This is a genomic window from Mesobacillus persicus (genome assembly GCF_900109925.1).
In the GTDB taxonomy this organism is placed as follows: Bacteria; Bacillota; Bacilli; order Bacillales; family Cytobacillaceae; genus Mesobacillus_B; species Mesobacillus_B persicus.
In genome coordinates this window covers 17,059-35,394 of the sequence record NZ_FOBW01000009.1, presented here as the reverse complement: position 1 = coordinate 35,394, position 18,336 = coordinate 17,059, and the positions used below count along the sequence as shown (strand labels likewise).

At 39.5% G+C, this 18,336-nt stretch carries 16 protein-coding genes and 1 riboswitch; of the genes, 9 read left to right on the top strand and 7 right to left on the bottom strand.

Annotated elements, in window-relative coordinates; genetic code table 11:
* Positions 1-205: 205 nt before the first annotated feature.
* On the bottom strand, positions 206-1,615 hold the full coding sequence (locus tag BMX30_RS13290) for a SpoVR family protein (RefSeq protein ID WP_090746370.1): 1,410 nt from the start codon (positions 1,613-1,615) through the stop codon (positions 206-208).
* 285 nt (positions 1,616-1,900) lie between these two features.
* On the opposite strand from BMX30_RS13290, the gene BMX30_RS13285 reads away from it, so the two are divergent.
* Positions 1,901-2,152: a YhdB family protein gene (locus BMX30_RS13285; RefSeq protein ID WP_090746368.1), complete on the top strand. Its 252-nt coding sequence runs from the start codon at positions 1,901-1,903 to the stop codon at positions 2,150-2,152.
* Between the two features lie 79 nt (positions 2,153-2,231).
* Here the strand turns inward: BMX30_RS13285 and BMX30_RS13280 are convergent, their stop codons facing one another.
* Positions 2,232-3,983, bottom strand: a complete 1,752-nt coding sequence (locus BMX30_RS13280) for a phospho-sugar mutase (RefSeq protein WP_090746365.1) — start codon at positions 3,981-3,983, stop codon at positions 2,232-2,234.
* Between the two features lie 206 nt (positions 3,984-4,189).
* Complete coding sequence (locus BMX30_RS13275) at positions 4,190-4,594, bottom strand: YhcU family protein (protein WP_090746362.1); 405 nt, start codon at positions 4,592-4,594, stop codon at positions 4,190-4,192.
* A 202-nt stretch (positions 4,595-4,796) separates the two neighbouring features.
* Between BMX30_RS13275 and BMX30_RS13270 the strand changes: the two genes are divergently transcribed.
* Entirely contained in the window at positions 4,797-5,717 is a 921-nt protein-coding gene (locus BMX30_RS13270) for an RluA family pseudouridine synthase (RefSeq protein WP_090746359.1), read from the top strand.
* Between the two features lie 142 nt (positions 5,718-5,859).
* Here the strand turns inward: BMX30_RS13270 and BMX30_RS13265 are convergent, their stop codons facing one another.
* Positions 5,860-6,123 carry a GlsB/YeaQ/YmgE family stress response membrane protein gene (locus tag BMX30_RS13265; protein WP_090746356.1) on the bottom strand — a complete coding sequence of 88 codons (264 nt, stop codon included), beginning with the start codon at positions 6,121-6,123 and terminating at the stop codon, positions 5,860-5,862.
* A gap of 507 nt (positions 6,124-6,630) precedes the next feature.
* Between BMX30_RS13265 and BMX30_RS13260 the strand changes: the two genes are divergently transcribed.
* The 4 genes from BMX30_RS13260 (at position 6,631) to BMX30_RS13245 (ending at position 11,001) form a co-directional block, all read left to right on the top strand.
* A complete protein-coding gene (locus BMX30_RS13260) occupies positions 6,631-7,929 on the top strand; it encodes an NCS2 family permease (RefSeq protein WP_090746354.1) in 1,299 nt (432 codons plus the stop codon).
* A gap of 190 nt (positions 7,930-8,119) precedes the next feature.
* The gene (locus tag BMX30_RS13255; RefSeq protein ID WP_090746351.1) at positions 8,120-8,755 is read left to right on the top strand and encodes a DNA-3-methyladenine glycosylase; all 636 of its coding nucleotides are present in this window, start codon (positions 8,120-8,122) and stop codon (positions 8,753-8,755) included.
* A 56-nt stretch (positions 8,756-8,811) separates the two neighbouring features.
* A complete protein-coding gene (locus tag BMX30_RS13250) occupies positions 8,812-9,345 on the top strand; it encodes a D-glycero-alpha-D-manno-heptose-1,7-bisphosphate 7-phosphatase (RefSeq protein WP_090746348.1) in 534 nt (177 codons plus the stop codon).
* A 148-nt stretch (positions 9,346-9,493) separates the two neighbouring features.
* Positions 9,494-9,595, top strand: a riboswitch (purine riboswitch).
* A gap of 113 nt (positions 9,596-9,708) precedes the next feature.
* The gene (locus BMX30_RS13245; RefSeq protein WP_090746345.1) at positions 9,709-11,001 is read left to right on the top strand and encodes an NCS2 family permease; all 1,293 of its coding nucleotides are present in this window, start codon (positions 9,709-9,711) and stop codon (positions 10,999-11,001) included.
* 240 nt (positions 11,002-11,241) lie between these two features.
* Here the strand turns inward: BMX30_RS13245 and BMX30_RS13240 are convergent, their stop codons facing one another.
* Positions 11,242-12,087 (bottom strand): DegV family protein, encoded by an 846-nt coding sequence (locus BMX30_RS13240; protein WP_090746342.1) that lies wholly within the window; start codon positions 12,085-12,087, stop codon positions 11,242-11,244.
* A 245-nt stretch (positions 12,088-12,332) separates the two neighbouring features.
* On the opposite strand from BMX30_RS13240, the gene BMX30_RS13235 reads away from it, so the two are divergent.
* On the top strand, positions 12,333-13,163 hold the full coding sequence (locus BMX30_RS13235; protein WP_090746339.1) for an aldo/keto reductase: 831 nt from the start codon (positions 12,333-12,335) through the stop codon (positions 13,161-13,163).
* A gap of 176 nt (positions 13,164-13,339) precedes the next feature.
* Complete coding sequence (locus BMX30_RS13230; protein ID WP_090746336.1) at positions 13,340-14,305, top strand: NAD(P)H-dependent flavin oxidoreductase; 966 nt, start codon at positions 13,340-13,342, stop codon at positions 14,303-14,305.
* Positions 14,306-14,727: 422 nt separating this feature from the next.
* Here the strand turns inward: BMX30_RS13230 and BMX30_RS13225 are convergent, their stop codons facing one another.
* Positions 14,728-15,519: an NRDE family protein gene (locus tag BMX30_RS13225; protein ID WP_342028074.1), complete on the bottom strand. Its 792-nt coding sequence runs from the start codon at positions 15,517-15,519 to the stop codon at positions 14,728-14,730.
* Between the two features lie 187 nt (positions 15,520-15,706).
* Here BMX30_RS13225 and BMX30_RS13220 point away from each other — a divergent pair, with 187 nt between their 5' ends.
* Entirely contained in the window at positions 15,707-16,585 is an 879-nt protein-coding gene (locus BMX30_RS13220; RefSeq protein ID WP_090746333.1) for a selenium metabolism-associated LysR family transcriptional regulator, read from the top strand.
* 96 nt (positions 16,586-16,681) lie between these two features.
* Here BMX30_RS13220 and gntK read toward each other — a convergent pair whose 3' ends face one another.
* Complete coding sequence (gene gntK / locus BMX30_RS13215) at positions 16,682-18,226, bottom strand: gluconokinase (RefSeq protein ID WP_090746330.1); 1,545 nt, start codon at positions 18,224-18,226, stop codon at positions 16,682-16,684.
* Positions 18,227-18,336 lie beyond the last annotated feature (110 nt).

The following is an 18,336-nucleotide window of genomic DNA, read 5'->3' as shown; positions in this document are numbered from 1 at the left end:
TAATAACTTACTTATATATTCTTAACAACCTAAAAGATATAAGTTATCTAGGGTAAACTAGCGTTGCTGAATATAAAATTGCACTAGAACCCGTCATGGCGCAAAAATTCTGGATGACCCAACAAAAATACGCCATGAACATGTCATGGCGTACTAATTGAGAGGGACCTATCTAAACTGCCTTATAAAGTTCCCCGAAAAGTTATTAAAGGTATTTTCTGTGGATACCTTTCCCGTCATAGGTAAATAACATATCCCGATCCTCAACAATTGTTTCCAAGTGAATCTTTCTTCCCCAGAGTTGGTGAACATACGGTAGCACTTTTTCAAGGTATTTGATATCCAATTCAATACCTTCGTACCCATGTTTTAGATAGAGTTCACCATTTCTATCATAATCGCCATCAACAACGGTTAAGTAAGGAAAGCCCCCGTTCACTCTCATACTAACTAATTGATCCCTAACTTGTTCCCATTCCTTATCAACAATTTTATAATCCTTCCCTTGTTTTTGGAACAAATACATATCTTCCCGCATAACAAGGTCTTTCGTTAAATAATTTCTCAAGAAGGAGATATCGGATTCAATCTCCCGAACTTCGAATATTTTTTCACGACCAGATCCCGGCTTTACTCCACGTTCCAACATTTCCTTAGTCGGATTGTCATATCGGTCTTCAATATCCTCGATAATTTTTAAACCGAGGTAATAAGGATTTATGCTCGTCTTAGAAGGCTGTACGACTCCCGCATTCAATTTCGCAAATTCAATCGCTTCGCCTGGGGTCAAATCTAATTCCCTAAGAATTCTTTGATGCCAATAAGATGCCCAGCCTTCATTCATAATCTTCGTTTCTAACTGGGGCCAAAAATACAGCATTTCTTCTCTCATCATTGTTAGAATATCCCGTTGCCAATCCGTCAGTTCCCGGCTATAACTTTCAATAAAGAGGAGCAAATCTTTTTCAGGTTGAGGAGGTAGCTTTCTACGTTTTTTAACCTTTTTATTCACCGGATTTTTTTTGTCTTCCAGACTCCAAAGATCATCATATGGGGTCTCGATTATGCTTTCTTCTTCCATATCAGCATCATCTAACGTCCAACTTAATTTGGGTCTCATTAAGGATGGATCAATATGTTCCTCGATTGCAAGCACAGCATCTAAAAAATCTTCCACTTCTTGTTTCCCATGCTCAATTTCATAGCTCCTGATTCTCTCTGCCGTAGCGGCCATGCTTTCAACCATGTCCCGTTTTGTATTTTGAAAACGGACATTGTTTTTAAAGAAGTCACAATGAGCCAGCACGTGTGCAACAATCAACTTATTTTGGATGAGTGAGTTTGAATCAAGTAAAAAGGCGTAACATGGATCTGAATTGATAACTAATTCATAAATTTTTGACAACCCTAAGTCATAATGAAGCTTCATTTTATGGTATTGCTTCCCAAAACTCCAGTGCGAAAAACGTGTCGGCATCCCGTATGCACCAAAAGTATAAATGATATCAGCCGGACAAACCTCATATCTCATCGGGTAAAAATCTAAACCGAAACCACGGGCGATCTCAGTGATCTCAGATATGGCATACTCCAAAGATTTATTGTCATCTGACACCCGACTCTCCCCCTTTCACTTCTTATATTCAATGTATGAATAAAAAGTCTGAAAGATGAGCGAGCATCAAAGTCTATATAAAGAAAGTTCTGAAAAATCACCCGAAAAGGTGACTTTTCAACAGTTGGAAACATTATTTCCTATAAATTGTCCCCTAGCTTCCTTAAAATTTATACAGGCAGATATTGAAAAGCCCCATTTATCAACAAGACCAAGTTTTTCTCTGTGGATTTTTCAATTGACTCCATATAATAAAATCAAGTCCTCGTAAGGAGGAATGTTCAAATGAATAAAGTGGATTATGACCGTGCACTTTACTATACACACCGTTCGGAGTGGGACAATTTACTAATCCTTATGGTTAGAACGCAGGATCAGTTCCTTTCTAAAAAGATTGAGCATTTTCTACATGCTTATAATTTTGAAAAGGACTATACCGTCATAGAGCAACATCTATACTCACTGCTTCGTTATATCGACCATGCTAATGAGATAACCGAGCCTGAAATAGAAGAACTAACCTTGAACAGCAAATAATGAAAAAGAAATTGAATTCCACCAACCCAAAACGGCACCTCTTATCTAGAGGTGCCGTTCATTAAATTTCAATTGTGTTCTAATTATTTTTAGCCAGTTCCATTTTTTCATTTACAATGGACATAAAGTTATTTTCCAGTTCCTCTAGCTTTTGTTTGCTTGCAGAGAGGCTAGAACTGCTAACTCCAAAGTAAAACTTTATTTTCGGTTCAGTGCCTGATGGGCGAAGACACACCCAGGACCCGTCCCCAAGGAAGTATTTTATCACATTAGATTTAGGTAAATCGATGGTTTCATCTGAACCGTCAGCCTTTGTTCTTACACCTGTTAAATAATCTTCCACGACAGTTACTTTCAAGCCGTCTATACTCTTTAATGGTTCATTCCGGAAAGCTGCTAGGGTTTTTTGAATCAACTCTGCTCCTTCTTTCCCTTTTAATGTTAATGAACGCAGTCCCTCTTGATAATACCCATATTCCGCATAAATATTTAACAATGCGTCATAGATAGATATTCCTTTATCCTTATAAAAGGCACATACTTCTACTGCTAGAACTGCTGCTTGAACGGCATCTTTATCTCGAGCAAAGTCTCCAATTAGATAACCGTAACTTTCCTCATATCCGAATAAAAATTTATATTCATTCGTTTGTTCGTATTGATTAATTTTTTCCGCAATGAATTTAAACCCGGTCAGTACATCCATTGTATCTAGGTTAAAGGAGGTAGCAATACTTCTACCTAATTCGGAGGTAACAATGGTTTTCAACACCAGTCCATTCGCTGGAAGTGTTCCCTTTTTTTGCTTTTCGGTCAAAATATAATGAAGGAGAAGGGCTCCTGTCTGGTTTCCAGTAAGTACGGTATATTCTCCTTCTTCATTCTTAACAGCAATCCCAAGACGATCTGCATCGGGATCTGTACCTATTAAGATATCGGCATTTACTTCTTTCCCGTCCCTAATCGCAAGTTCAAAAGCAGCATGTTCCTCTGGATTCGGGCTTTTTACCGTTGAAAATTCGGGGTCAGGATGCTCCTGCTCCTTTACTACGGTTACATTTTTATAGTTCATGGCAGCCAATCCTTTTCGGACTGGTAGATTTGCTGTTCCATGAAGCGGCGTAAAGACAATCTTCACATCCGTTTTATCAGCCAGGGTCGGATTTTCTGAAATGGATAAAAGCATCTCGAGGTAGGCATTATCTACTTTTTCACCAACCATCTGAATCAAGCCCTGCTCTTTTAATCCTTCTTCATCTGCCACTTCTAAATTCAATTCATTTTCGATTTCGTTTACTCGAGCAATAATTTTATCAGCAACGTCTGGTGTTAATTGACCCCCATCCAATCCATATACCTTAAAACCATTGTACTCAGGTGGGTTATGACTGGCTGTAATAACAATCCCTGCATAAGCCTGAAGGTGCCGCACGGCAAAACTTAAAACCGGTGTAGGGCGTAGCTCTTCAAAAACGTATGTATGTATTCCCCTTGAGGCTAAAGTTTTTGCTGCTTCCATTGCAAACTCTGGAGATTTATGTCTGGAATCATATGCAATAACAACCCCGCGTTTCATTGCTTCGCTACCACTTTCCTCAATATACGATGCCAACCCCGCAGTAGCTTTTCTAATTGTGTACATATTCATTCGGTTTGTACCAACACCAATTTCTCCCCGCATACCCCCTGTACCGAATTCCAAGTCTTTATAAAATGCCTCTTCAAGGCCCTTTTCATTATCTAATAATTTGTCCAGCTCATTTTTAAGTTCCTCATCGAGCCCACTAAATTGAAACCATTTTTCAGCTTTCGCTTTCCACTCTTGTATCATTTCTTGCCCTCCAATAAAATTGACATCATTGTTCTATTATATTATATTCTCTAAATTAACCAAAACCGTTTTCTTTTGACAAAATCCGAGTCTGTGAAAGGACATTAAAACCGACAACAAAAAACACGACTTCTATAATGTCGTGTTTAGGTGTTGTAATAATAATTGTTTAGTTCAAAAATAAGCCTGTTTGTATAAACACTTCTTTAAACTAACAGACTGTTAGCTGCTTTTGAGTACATACTAATATAATCTACTTGTTGTTGATCAGGGAATCCATCATGAAATTGATTGAATTGGAATGGAAAGTAAATTCCGAACTCACTTAAAATCTTCGCATTTTTATGAAACAAAGGTGAATACCGCTCTGAAAGGTTACGGGATTCTAATATCGAAATAATCGTCTGTAAACTAGTAATGACACGGAATGCGTCCCCAAGAGTATCAAATTTTTCAAATTGTTCTTTTGTCGTGCGTAAGACCTTATACTTTTCAAATTCCATAATGTCCTCATCAGTAAAATACAATGGCAAAACATTCGAGTAAAAATATTGGACAAGTTCTTCGACTTTCTCAACTTGACCTGGAGTTGATGCAAATACAATCTTCAATGATGAACCCACCTTTAAAACTGCTTTTTCTCTGTTAAGATACAATAAGAATAACATAGAACCAAGTTATGATAGGGTGGTAATTATGACCATAGCAACGGTAAAAGTTGACAAGGAAACCCATGTCTGGCAAAGGTTGAGGGAACAAAGGCTTATATCATAAAAAGTAACCAAAATTGGAAAAAGGAAAGGGAAAACTTGTATGATCAAAACAAGCAAAAAAGGACAATGGTACGAAATTATAGTCCCTGACAGCTGGTCGGCTTTCACGATCGATGATTTGCTGAGGAATGTATGGAAGGCTCCAAAAAAACTAATTCATACCATAAGAATGGAGAAAAAATTACTCATCAATGGGGAAATCCCTAATTGGGACCGATTACTGGTTGCGGGGGAAAAATTACAGCTAAATATCTTTCAACATGAGAAATTTGAAGGTATCCCGTTCTATCAGGATGTTGACGTTTTATTTGAGGATGAACATATCCTAGTCTTGAATAAGCCTGCCGGCATGGATACACATCCTAACGAATTACAACAGGAGAATACACTCTTAAATGCGGCTGCCTTTCACTTACAAGCAAACGGGGAAAATTTGAAGCCAAGACATATTCACAGACTTGATCGAGACACTACAGGTGCTGTTCTCTTTGCTAAAACGCCCCTAGCTGCCGCAATTTTGGACAGACTGCTTGAAGAACGAAAAATCAAACGCACGTACCTTGCAATCACCGACGGGATCATCGCTAAGAAAAAAGGAACCATAAATAAACCAATTGGTAAAGACCGTCACCATCCAGTAAGACGAAGAGTCTCCAACACTGGGCAACCTGCAATCACTCATTATGAAGTAATAAAATATTTAAAAAATGAAAATAAAACCCTAATCAAATGTAATCTTGATACTGGCCGGACACATCAAATCCGTGTTCATTTAAGTGATATCAACCATCCTTTGTCAGGCGATTTGCTATACGGTGGAAGTGATGCCTTTTCACGTCAAGCTCTTCATGCTGTCAAAATGGATATCCCTCACCCCTTTACTGGAGAAATTGTGACATGTCATGCCCCCTTTCTCGATAGCCCCCCGGTATTTAAACAGATTGACCCGTTCAATATGTAGGAAGAACAAAAGCGAAAGCGCCTTGAACAGCCCCGACAGTCATAAAATGAAAAAATCCTTCCGTTTCCGGAAGGATTTATCCATTTTATTAAGCTAAAAGCGCTAAACATACCATCCGCGCTGAAAGGTTAGATAATTAAGGTTACTCTTTGCTGGTCCTTCTCATACCTCTTAGTACAAGACTGACAATGAATACAATGGCTATTGCCCCAATTAAAGCTGGAACAATGGCAAAGCCGCCAACTATTGGTCCCCAAGCGCCTAGAATAGCCTGTCCAAGCCAAGCACCAATGAAACCAGCGATAATATTACCTATGACCCCACCTGGGATGTCTCTCCCCATGATAAGTCCAGCTAACCAACCGATAATACCTCCAATGATTAATGACCACAGAAAACTAAGCATCAATGATCCTCCTTTTTGTATTGAAGTTATCTTAATCGATGGCATGTCTGTACCTTTACCACCTGCTACAGGATATAAACATCCCTTAACCAAAAGTATGTGAAAGATAAACCCATTTTACTCATTTTAATAACAAGAAAAACTTACTAATTCTTGTTATAAATTTATAAAGCGATTGCCCTAATAGGCAATCGCTCAATCTATATGAACGGTATTCCACCGGTATTTTAAAGTTTATAATCCTTTTTTTGTTCTGTGCTTTTTTTCTTCCCCCATAAAATTTGTCCTAAACTTCCCCGCTGTACTTTTTTAAAAATGGGCTTGTTCATCTACTAAAGAATCATTTTTAACGTGTAAAGTCTGATAAGTTTCTGCACCCCTTTACAATCCAATCAACATTCGAACTGCAAAAAAATTATAAAAAAACCGATAATCCTCTTGAAAAAATCCGTAAAAGCGAATAATATATAACTTGCGTTAAATAATGTTCGTATTTTGGAGGCCTTTATGTTTAAACTTTTAGAGCACAATACAACTGTGAAGACGGAGATTTTAGCTGGTATTACAACTTTTTTTACAATGGTCTATATTGTCGTCGTGAATCCGGTCATACTTGCCGATGCAGGGGTACCTTTTGATCAAGTTTTTACAGCTACCATTATTGCAGCTGTTATCGGAACTTTATGGATGGCTTTATTTGCTAACTACCCTATTGCTATCGCACCTGGAATGGGGCTGAATGCTTACTTTGCCTATTCCGTTGTCGGGGGGAATAATATATCTTACGAAACGGCATTTGCAGCTGTTTTTATCGCGGGACTTTTGTTTATTATTTTGAGCTTAACAACGTTTCGTGAAAAATTAATCGAAGCAATCCCAGACACTCTAAAACATGGAATTACTGCCGGCATTGGACTTTTTATTGCTTTTATCGGGTTACGTTTAACTGGAATCGTTACTTCTCACCCAACAAATCTTGTTGCACTTGGAGATTTACATTCACCTTCAGCTGTCCTTGCGTTAGTGGGCCTTGCCATAACTCTTATTCTAATGGTCTTAAATGTTAATGGAGCATTATTTCTAGGAATGATTGCTACGGGATTCATTGCCTTTTTTACAGGACATCTTTCTTTTGAACAGGGTTTTGTATCCCTCCCTACTCTACCTGAGGGGCTAATTGTCTTTAATCCCTTTACCGCCTTTGGAGAGGTCATTTCGCATAGCTTGTATGCTGTTGTGTTTTCATTTATTCTTGTTACCATTTTTGATACAACGGGAACGATGATTGGTGTTGCTCACCAAGCCGGGTTGATGAAAGGGAAGACCCTCCCACGTGCTAAACATGCATTACTTTCAGACTCAATTGCGACTGGTGTAGGGGCCATGTTTGGTACTAGTCCCACAACTGCCTATATTGAATCCTCTTCCGGGGTTGCAGCAGGTGGCCGCACAGGGTTAACAGCACTTACAGTAGCTGTTTTGTTCATCTTATCTGCATTCTTTGGTCCTCTTGTTGGAGCGGTTTCTGGATTATCAGCTATCACTGCACCAGCTTTAATCATTGTAGGGAGTTTGATGATGGGGAGTATTGCAGAAGTCCGTTGGAATGAATTAGAAGAAGCCTTTCCCGCTTTTCTTATCGTTCTTAGTATGCCACTTACATCAAGCATCGCAACGGGTATTGCCCTCGGTTTTATTTCATATCCTTTGTTAAAACTAGTTAAGGGAAAAGGGCGCCAAGTTCATCCGTTGCTCTATATATTTGCTGTTCTATTCTTTTATCAGCTTGCATTTTTACCACACTAACGATAATTAACTTCCCCCTTTCAAAGGGCCTTGTAAAAACCGCCAATGGCGGTTTTTTTGTTGATTGGATGAGGGACTATTTACAGATTTTAAATCGTTCCATAATAAAAAAACGGTGAGTAACGACATAATACTCCTATGAGACAAGAAGCTTATCTCCTTTTATTCAATACAAACGAAGGAGCGAAGGATGAATCTCACACCATTGGACCAATCTTTTTTCGAACAACCAACCCTTTCCCTTGCCAGGTCTCTCCTCGGTTGTCTATTAGTCAAAGAAACATTTGATGGGGTTACAGCTGGCTATATTGTTGAAACGGAGGCTTATATTGGTCCCTATGATCAAGCTGCTCACAGTTACAATAATCGCAGAACGAACAGAACGGAAATTATGTTTCACCACTCTGCTTTAGCTTACACTTACTTGATGCATACTCATTGCCTCTTTAATGTAGTTAGTGGAGGGGAAGGAAATCCTGAAGCCGTCTTAATTAGGGCTTTAGAACCTGTCATCGGGACTGAACTGATGCAAATTCGAAGGCCCAAACAGCATGGGGTACACCTCACGAATGGCCCTGGAAAACTGACAAAAGCCATGGACATCACAATGGAGGACTATGGGCATACACTTACTCAACCACCACTTTATATCGCCTCGGGTTTTAAAATTAACAGCCTCTCTGTCGGCAAAAGGATTGGTATAGACAACTCGGGTGACGCCGTAGACCTGCCTTGGCGGTTTTGGATTACCGGAAACAAATATGTTTCTAGACATCAGAAAGCTGAGAAAGTAGAAGGTCCTAACGAATTTACTGACTCCAATTAATATCGTTAAATAAAAGTTATCATGTTAAAAAGCTTACCCTCGAAAGGAGAGTCATTATGAACAAAGCCATATTTCTTGATCGAGATGGAGTTTTAAATGAAGTACTTACTTCCAGAGTGAAATTTGTCAATCAACCTGGTGACCTTTACTTATTAGAGGGTGCCGCAGAGGCTGTAGCAGAACTAAGTCATTCTGGGTTTGACATATATGTAGTGACAAACCAAGGTGGCGTAGGTCTTGGCTTCTTAAAAGAAAAGGACTTAAAAAAAATTCATGACCATTTGATAAAAATCGTCAAACGTCACGGAGGCCATATTAAGGAGGTAGCATATTGTCCACATAAACCTAAAGCAGGTTGTGAGTGCCGAAAGCCAAATGCAGGAATGTTATTAGAGCTTGCGGAAAAACATGATATATCCCTTAAAGACAGTGTCATGGTAGGCGATCACGAGCGAGATATTGAAGCAGGGAAAAAGGCTGGATGTAAAACGGTTTTTATTGGTGACGAAGATACAGCTGCTGACCGAAAAGCGCCTAGCCTACAATCAGCCGTCCCATCAATATTAGAACTGCTAACCGAAGAAACCTAATCAACCCTCGGAAAGAGAAAAAAACGCTGGAACCTCCTTTAATTGTTGGGGCCAGCGTTTTTTTAGGGTACAAAGAAAAAACCGAATTAAAAGACTTTTTAAAATAGAATTGACCTTTATATTAAACCCTGATACTATTTCTAGTATTATTCTAAAATACTTAGTACCTTGTATATGTTCAAGAATATGGCTTGAACGTTTCTACCATGCTTCCGTAAAATGCATGACTACAGGGAAAGAAACTCGTCTATTTACATGACGTTATTTTTCCCTATGTAGCCCTGGAAGCAATTGCTTCCAGGGCTTTTTGTATATGAGATAGCGGCTACAAAATGAAAGAATCCAATATTAACGGAGGTTATCATGAAGTACTTTTTCCAATTTGAACAGCGCAACACAAACTATCGCACAGAAACGATGGCAGGAATCACCACCTTTCTCTCAATTGCCTATATTTTAGTTGTAAATCCCATGATTCTTAGCCAAGCGGGAATGGACAGGGGCGCTGTCTTTACTGCCACTGCTATCTCCGCCATTATTGGTTCATTATTAATCGGACTTCTCGCAAACTTTCCAATCGGTATCGCCCCAAGCATGGGACTGAATTCATTTTTCACATTTTCCGTCTGTATTGGCATGGGCATAAAATGGGAGATTGCACTCACTGGAGTATTTGTTGCAGGCATCCTTTTTATGATCCTCAGCCTTTTAAAGATTCGCGAAAAAATAATTAATATTATTCCCTCTGATTTAAAATACGCTATTGCAGCTGGAATTGGCTTTTTCGTTGCTTTCATTGGTTTCAAAAATGCCGGAATTATTGTTCAAAGTGATGCAACCTTTGTTTCAATTGGGGATTTGACTTCTCCGGGGACTGTTTTGGCTTTATTTGGGTTTACCTTAGCAGTTATTTTAATGGTCCGTAATGTTTCAGGAGGGATTTTCTACTCAATGGTCATAACCACTATTGTTGGAATCCTAGCTGGACAAATCGACAAGCCTGAGGCAATTATTGGGGAAGTACCAAGCTTGGCGCCAACATTTGGGGTGGTTTTCACCCATATTGGTGATATCTTTTCACTAGAAATCTTGGCTGTCATTTTTACCTTCCTGTTTGTAGCTCTTTTTGATACTGCCGGTGCTTTAATTGCAATTGCTAGTCAGGCTGGTTTAATGAAAAACAATGAAATTCCGAATGCTGGACGGGCATTGCTAGCAGATGCCACAGCCGCAGTCGCTGGGGGTGTAATGGGAACTTCGACAACTGCATGTGTAGTCGAGTCTTCCGCAGGAATCTCTGTCGGCGGACGTACAGGATTCACCTCTGTGGTAATAGCAGGTTGTTTTGCAGTCGCATTATTTTTCTCGCCAATCCTGTCAGTTGTCACCCCCGAGGTTACAGCTCCGGCATTGATTATCGTCGGTGCATTGATGGCATCAGAAATCAGCAAAATTAGCTGGAGTAACTTCACGGTCATCATCTCTTCATTCATTACAATTATCATGATGCCCCTAACATACAGCATTGCAACGGGTATCGCTTTAGCTTTTATCTTATATCCACTGGGAATGACCGCATCAGGCAAATGGAAGGAAGTTCATCCTATAATTTATGTACTAGGTTTAATCTTTATTGGTTATTTTATTTTTTTATAGGCTCTGTTAAACAAGGATGTTGATATGCGCTCCAGGCGCTTGCTTTCCGCGGGGCGGGAGGTGAGCCTCCTCGTCGCTGCGCTCCTGTGGGGTCTCACCTGTCCCGCTGCTCCTGCAGGAGTCAAGCGCCTTCCACTCCAATCAACAGTTTGTAAAATAAACGTATACTTTAACACAGCCAAATAATAAAGGCAGCACTCATTCATAGTGCTGCCTTTGCCTATTGCCTATAGTGATGATTTATTTATTTATCCAAGCAAATCCAATGGTTCCTTGGCCTGTATGTGTTCCTGGAACAGGGCTGAACATTGTAGTCGTGAATTGAATCTGCGGATATCTACCCTGAAGCTCTGTTACCCATTCATCTGCCGTTTCCTGAATATTTGCATGAATAACGCTTGCTTCCTCAATCAAATGGGAGGCTTCATCAAAGATCTGGAATAATCTTTCCTTAACCTTCCGCTCTGTTCTAATCTTGTCAAAAAGGACAACCTTCCCATCATCAAACTGGACGATTAACTTCAACTTAATTAGGCTTCCTATAAACGCTTGAGTCGTGGAGAGTCGTCCCCCCTTATGAAGTTGTTCGAGGCTTCCTGGTGACATAATTAACCTCGCCTTATCTGGTAAGGTACGCAGATAATCAACAATTTCATTATAAGACTTGCCTTGTTTTTGCATATTGACGCCATCAATAATCATTTTCCCTAACGGATAGGACCCAATTTTAGAATCAATAACATCAACCTCATACTCAACCATACTTGAAGCAGCAACTGAGGCCTGATACGTTCCAGTTAAAGCACTAGAAGCATGAACCGCAATGGCATGTTTATAATTCTGTTTTAGCTTTTCATATAGCTCAACAAATTCCCCGATAGCAGGCTGGGAGGTCTTAGGTAAGACTTTAGAAGCTGCTAGCTTCTGATAGAAACTTTCAGCCGTTATATCAACTCCTTCGAGAAAGGATTCTTCCCCAAAAAGGATGCTCAAAGGAACCACATAAACATGGTTATTTTTCACAAATTCTTCCGGAAGTGTAGCCGTACTGTCTGTTACCCATGCAATTTCATTTTTTTGTGTCATAATGCCTCCTGTTATAGACGATTAAAGAGTTCATTCTATTTTTAACCATTGCTAAATTTCATTTGACTCTTCCGCTACAAACATCATATCTGAAATATCCACCTAAAACTATGAATATTTTCACTAATATTATAAATGATAATACAATATTTTACCCTATTCATAAAATCTTATCCTTTCCTTTAGGGCTTTTGTATATTATGAGAAAATAGAATAGAAATTATTATAAATAGGAGGAATAAAGGATGCCTAAAAATCTTCAAGATACTACCATCTTACATAATGGAGTGAAAATGCCTTGGTTTGGACTTGGGGTGTACAAAGCCGAGGAAGGACAAGAGGTAATCAATGCTGTCAAATCCGCCCTACACCATGGATATAGAAGTGTCGACACGGCTTCACTCTATCAGAATGAAGAAGGCGTTGGAAAGGCTATAAGAGAGTCTGAAGTTCCCCGTGAAGATCTTTTTATTACAACAAAGGTCTGGAATAATGATCAAGGATACGCTTCCACAATCCAAGCTTTTGAAACCAGTATCGAGAAGCTTGGGCTTGACTACGTCGATCTATATCTTATTCACTGGCCTGTAGCTGGAAAATATAAAGACACATGGAAAGCACTTGAAAAGCTTTATAAAGACGGGAGAATTCGTGCAATTGGCGTAAGTAATTTTCAAATCCACCATTTGCAAGATTTAATCAGCACAGCCGAAATTAAACCTATGGTCAACCAGGTCGAATATCACCCAAGTCTTACTCAAGAAGAACTTAATACTTTTTGTAAACAAGAAGGAATTCAACTTGAAGCCTGGGCACCTCTGAAAAGAGGACAGCTACAAGATAATTCAACAATTGTGGCACTTGCCGATAAACACAAAAAAACTCCAGCACAAATCATCTTACGTTGGGATTTACAAAATGGCGTTGTCACGATCCCAAAATCAGTTAAAGAGGAACGAATCATTGAAAACGCTGATATCTTTGATTTTGAACTTTCAACGGAAGATATGAACCAAATAAGTGCTTTAAATCAAAATGAACGTACTGGAGCAGATCCAGATAATTTTAACTTTTAAAAACTTTTGTAAACGCGAGGGACTTTTCCCCTCGCGTTTTGTTTATCCTAACTTAGTAATTGGTTTTATTATAAAGTTTTATGACCAGGTAACAAAAGTCACATCCATTTCCCCTCTTGAGTGGTAAACTTCAAATGTATATCGAAAGTTACTAATGAAACGGGGGATGTAAATTAATGTTTCCACAACTAAAAATAGCCAATATGATTGCAGAATATCCGATTATTCAGGGAGGAATGGGAGTCGGGATCTCGCTGAGTAACCTTGCCTCAGCCGTTGCGAATGCAGGTGGGATTGGCATTATCTCAGGTACTGGTATTTCTGTTGACGAGATGCGGAGCCAGATTAGACGAGCAAGAGAACTGACCAATGAAACGGGATACATTGGTGTGAATGTCTTATTTGCGATGAATGATTTTGCCGAGAAAATGAAAGCAGCTCTAGAAGAGAAAATTGATTTTATTATTTCAGGTGCTGGCATTTCAAGAGATATGTATGCATGGGGAAAACAGGCCGGTATTCCCGTTCTTTCAATCGTCTCATCCGCAAAATTAGCAAGAATTTCCGAACGGCTTGGCGCTGCAGCTGTTGTCGTCGAAGGATTTGAGGCGGGAGGGCATCTTGGTACAGACAGGCCTCTATTTGACATCTTGCCGGAAGTTGTCGAGGCTGTTAAAATCCCAGTAATCGCTGCAGGAGGAATCCTCCATGGAGCTGACATTGCTAAAGCTATTGAAATGGGGGCATCGGGAGTACAGATGGGGACGAGATTTGTTGCCAGCGAAGAGTGTGATGCTCCTCTAGCATTTAAACAAAAATACGTTGATGCATGTGAAGAGGATATGCAGCTAATCAAGACAACTGTAGGTTTAAGTGGAAGGGCTATTTCCAACCAGTTTACAGACTTACTTTTAAACTCAGATAAATTAAGGATTACAAAATGCCAAGATTGCTTAAAAAATTGTTCCTACCGCTTCTGTACATTGGACTCGCTCCTTAAATCTATGAACGGTGATGTTGAAAATGGGCTCGTATTTGCTGGAGCTCGCGTAAGTGAAATTAAAGAAATTCTGCCAGTGAGGACCATCTTTAAAAATTTAACTGCGGAATACTCCGAGGCGCTTAGTCATAGAGCCATCTAGACAAAAGCTTTTTCCACTCATCTTATAAAAGCTGTTTTCTCAAACTCGTTGCTATTTAAGGTAATACTAAAGTCACCGTTATTAATATATAGAAAACAGCCACCAATTATGAAACAAGAGATATGGGACCGTGAGAGTTGGTTCTTATCGGTTTGCCGAACAAGTTAGGCACTTTGATTTGATAAATAAGGGGAGAATTTCCCCTTATTTTTCAAATGGCATTGAAAATAGCATAAATAGAGGGAGATATTCCGCTTATTTGACCCAAAAAACGTGAAAACAGGAATTTTTCTTTGTATAAGCGGAAAAACTCCCCTTATTTACCCCCAAACGAGCTCTAATCTGCATTTAACGGGAAATTTTCCCCTTATTTTATATAGCTGATTACTCAATAAAGGGGCATCTTACGAAAACAACTTAACCTAAAGCTTAATTGTATAATTTCGATCACTAATCCCACTATCAAAATATGTTCTTTCTGCGTAATAAAGTTCATTACTTCCCGCCAAACATACAGTAGAGCATCTTGTACCGTAGCCATCACTCTTAATAAACATCGGGGAAAGCATTCTCTCAAGGTCCAGACCTACACCAGTATTCGGCAATTGTTCATCAGGTGCGGGGTCAGAGGTTTGGAGGAGATCAAAAAGCTGCTTTACAATTTTTTCTTTCCCATCATTTGCTTGGGTGTCTTTTCTTACAATCCTTTCCAGCCCAGTCTTCCCTACTTTTACCTTTGGCCAATCAGTATTTAATAAATGATTACTTAATCCATAGATACCAGGCTGTAACATTTGAACCTCTTTTCCGATATTTGAGTAATAGTAGAGTTCATTCGAAGTACCTGTTAATAGGTTATACCCTGGGTATAAATTCCCATCATCAGCCACTCTTTTCATAAACTCCTCGGGAGGTTCATCCCCGTTTAGAAAATCTGCTACCAAGTTTCCACGAGAACGCTTCCCCTTAGTACTTTCCATAGGGTCTCTATAGTTTGTCAGAGCGGCAAAACGCCCCGAAGTCGTTATCCCCATCCATGTCCCCATCTTTTCCAAATCCCGACCGGCGAGTGTATTTGGGGCATCCTTCCAGAACTCTGCCGCTGCAGTTGGTCTTGAATAAGATTCATCTCGATTCGCAGCAACGATAAGCTTATGAGTAGGATGCACTTTAAAAGCAAATAGGATTAAACACACGACCATCCCAGCTTTCATTGGTTTTATAGTCTTCCATTCCATATTTTAGCTTAATTCTTGTCTTGATTACCAATGAATCAGCTCATTGGATTGAATTCATTATCTTTATCTTTGTTTGGATAAAATGGTATTCTATAGCTTATACAACATTTTATCTATCTTTTCTATTATGTTAAATCGTTTTTATCAATGGGGGTTTACGTTAGTGGATTTACATCAATTATATGTTTTTACAAAAGTAGTAGAGAATAAAAGTTTTTCTAAAGCGGCTGAAGAGGTGTTTCTCAGTCAATCGACAGTGAGTTCCCATATTAATGCATTAGAGAAAAGCCTAAGTGTTAAACTATTTGATCGGGTCGGGAGAGAAAGCCAACTTACCCCCCATGGCGAGAGACTTTATGATTGGGCACAACAATTACTCTTACTCAAAGACCAAGCATTACTTGACTTAAGTGAAGGGATGACAGAGTTTCGAGGTGTTATCCGGGTTGGGGCTAGTTCTGTCCCAGGCCAGTTTATCATTCCCCAGATGATTAAACAGTTCAGAGAGGAATATCCATTAGTGACCTTCCATATCAGCGAAGCGTCTTCTAAGGTTACTGCTGAAAAAGTATTAAACGGAACAGTCGATGTTGGGATCCTCGGAGAGAAATATGAAAATGACAAACTTCATTACATCCCACTTTTAAAAGAACATCTCGTTCTCATCACATCTAATGACATTGTCTTAGAAGAACCTGTAAGCATTCATGAGCTCTTGAATTATCCCTTTGTAATGCGAAATTCGGATTCTGGGACCAACGCCCTTTTAGAGAGACTTTTGAAGAAAAATAATATACCAAAGGATCAACTAAATATCATTGCCTATACAGACTCAGGTCAAAGCCTCACACAATTCGTTAAAGAGGGCATTGGGATTGCGATAATTTCAGAAATTGCAGCGGATGAATATAGTACAAATCAGCTCATAAAAAAATATCGAATTGAAGGATTTAATGAAGAGCGCTATTTTTATCTTGTCTATAATAAAAATAAAACTCTTTCGCTCATATCAAAGCTATTTATTAATTATTGGGAGTCCTGAAAAACAGGCCTGCTCAGCAAATTTAACAATATCCTTTAAAAGAGTTCCGAAAAAAATCGACAGGCGACCTGTCGATTTTTTTCGGATTGACTCTCTCTAACCTAAATGCTTACGTTGAAAGTCTGCAATGCTTGCATACTCTTTTTGGTAAAGGCTCGATAGTCGACTATAAATTGGCAGCAACTCTTGGTAAACTAGTGCGTTTACCTCATTTGGCTGGTGGCTATAGGTAGCACCGACCATTTCGGATACGACTGATAAATCATCCACTTCTCCAAGCGCGTATAGTCCTAAAATAACTGCCCCTAAACACGAGCTTTCATAGCTTTCTGGTACAATCACTTCTTGGTTAAATATATCCGCCATCAGCTGTCTCCACAACTCAGAACGAGCAAATCCACCAGTTGCTTGAATTCGCTTTGGTTCACCGGTTAATTCTGACAGTGCTTGTAAAACAGTGTATAAATTATAGTTAATTCCTTCAAGGACAGCACGAACCATATGCTCTTTCTTATGGTGCATCCCTAGACCAAAGAACGACCCACGGGCATTTGCATCCCATAACGGTGCCCTTTCTCCAGCCATATATGGATGAAAGATCAACCCATCTGCCCCAGGATTTACTTTCGAAGCAATTTTTGTTAAAACATCGTATGCATCGATCCCAAGACGTTTTGCTGTTTCTACTTCTGAGGCAGCAAGCTCATCACGTACCCAGCGAAAAATCATCCCACCATTATTCACCGGTCCACCTAGAACCCAATGTTTTTCTGTTAAAGCATAGCAGAAGAGTCTTCCCTTTGGATCAGTAACTGGTTTATCCGTAACCGCTCTAATGGCTCCACTAGTCCCAATCGTTACCGCAACAACACCTGGTTCAATCGCATTCACACCTAGGTTAGAAAGCACGCCGTCACTTGCGCCAATGACAAATGGAATATCCCCATCAAGACCAGTTTGCCTGTGGTACTCATTTTTTAATCCTTTGAGGATATATGTTGTCGGCACAGGTTTGGAGAGTTTATCTCCACTTACACCAGCAATCTCAAGCGCCTGTTCATCCCAAGTAAGATCAACAAGGTTAAACATCCCCGTCGCTGAGGCAATGGAGTAGTCAATAACAAACTCACCAAATAACTTATAGAAAATGTATTCTTTTATAGAGATGAATTTTGCCGCCTGATGAAACAATTCCTGATGTTCATTCTTTAGCCAGACAAGTTTGGAAAGCGGTGACATAGGGTGAATCGGGGTGCCCGTCCGTAAGTAAATCTCGTGTCCGCCCCACTCATCCTTAATCTTCTCTGCCCACTTGGAACTGCGGTTATCAGCCCAGGTAATGCTGTTAGTCAAAAGATTCCCTTCCCCATCAACAGCAATAACGCTATGCATGGCCGAGCTAAATGAAACGCAGATAATCTCTGAAGCGTTCACTTCACTCTTCATCATACAACCCTTAATTGAATTTAATACGGCTTTAAATATCTCCTCCGGACTTTGTTCAGCCGTCGAGGGATTTGGTGTATGTAAAGGATACCCTTCAGAGTGGTGAGCAACAACATCACCTTTTCTTGTAAACAAGACTGCTTTTGTACTAGTAGTCCCGATGTCCACGCCAATCATGTATTTGCGCTGCCCCATTTTATACCTCCTGATAGTAACGAGAAAGGAAGTGGCAAATTCGTGGCCGCTTCCTCGGTTTTATTATTTGTTCATCCATTAGAACCAACAAAATTAATCTATTCTTTAAT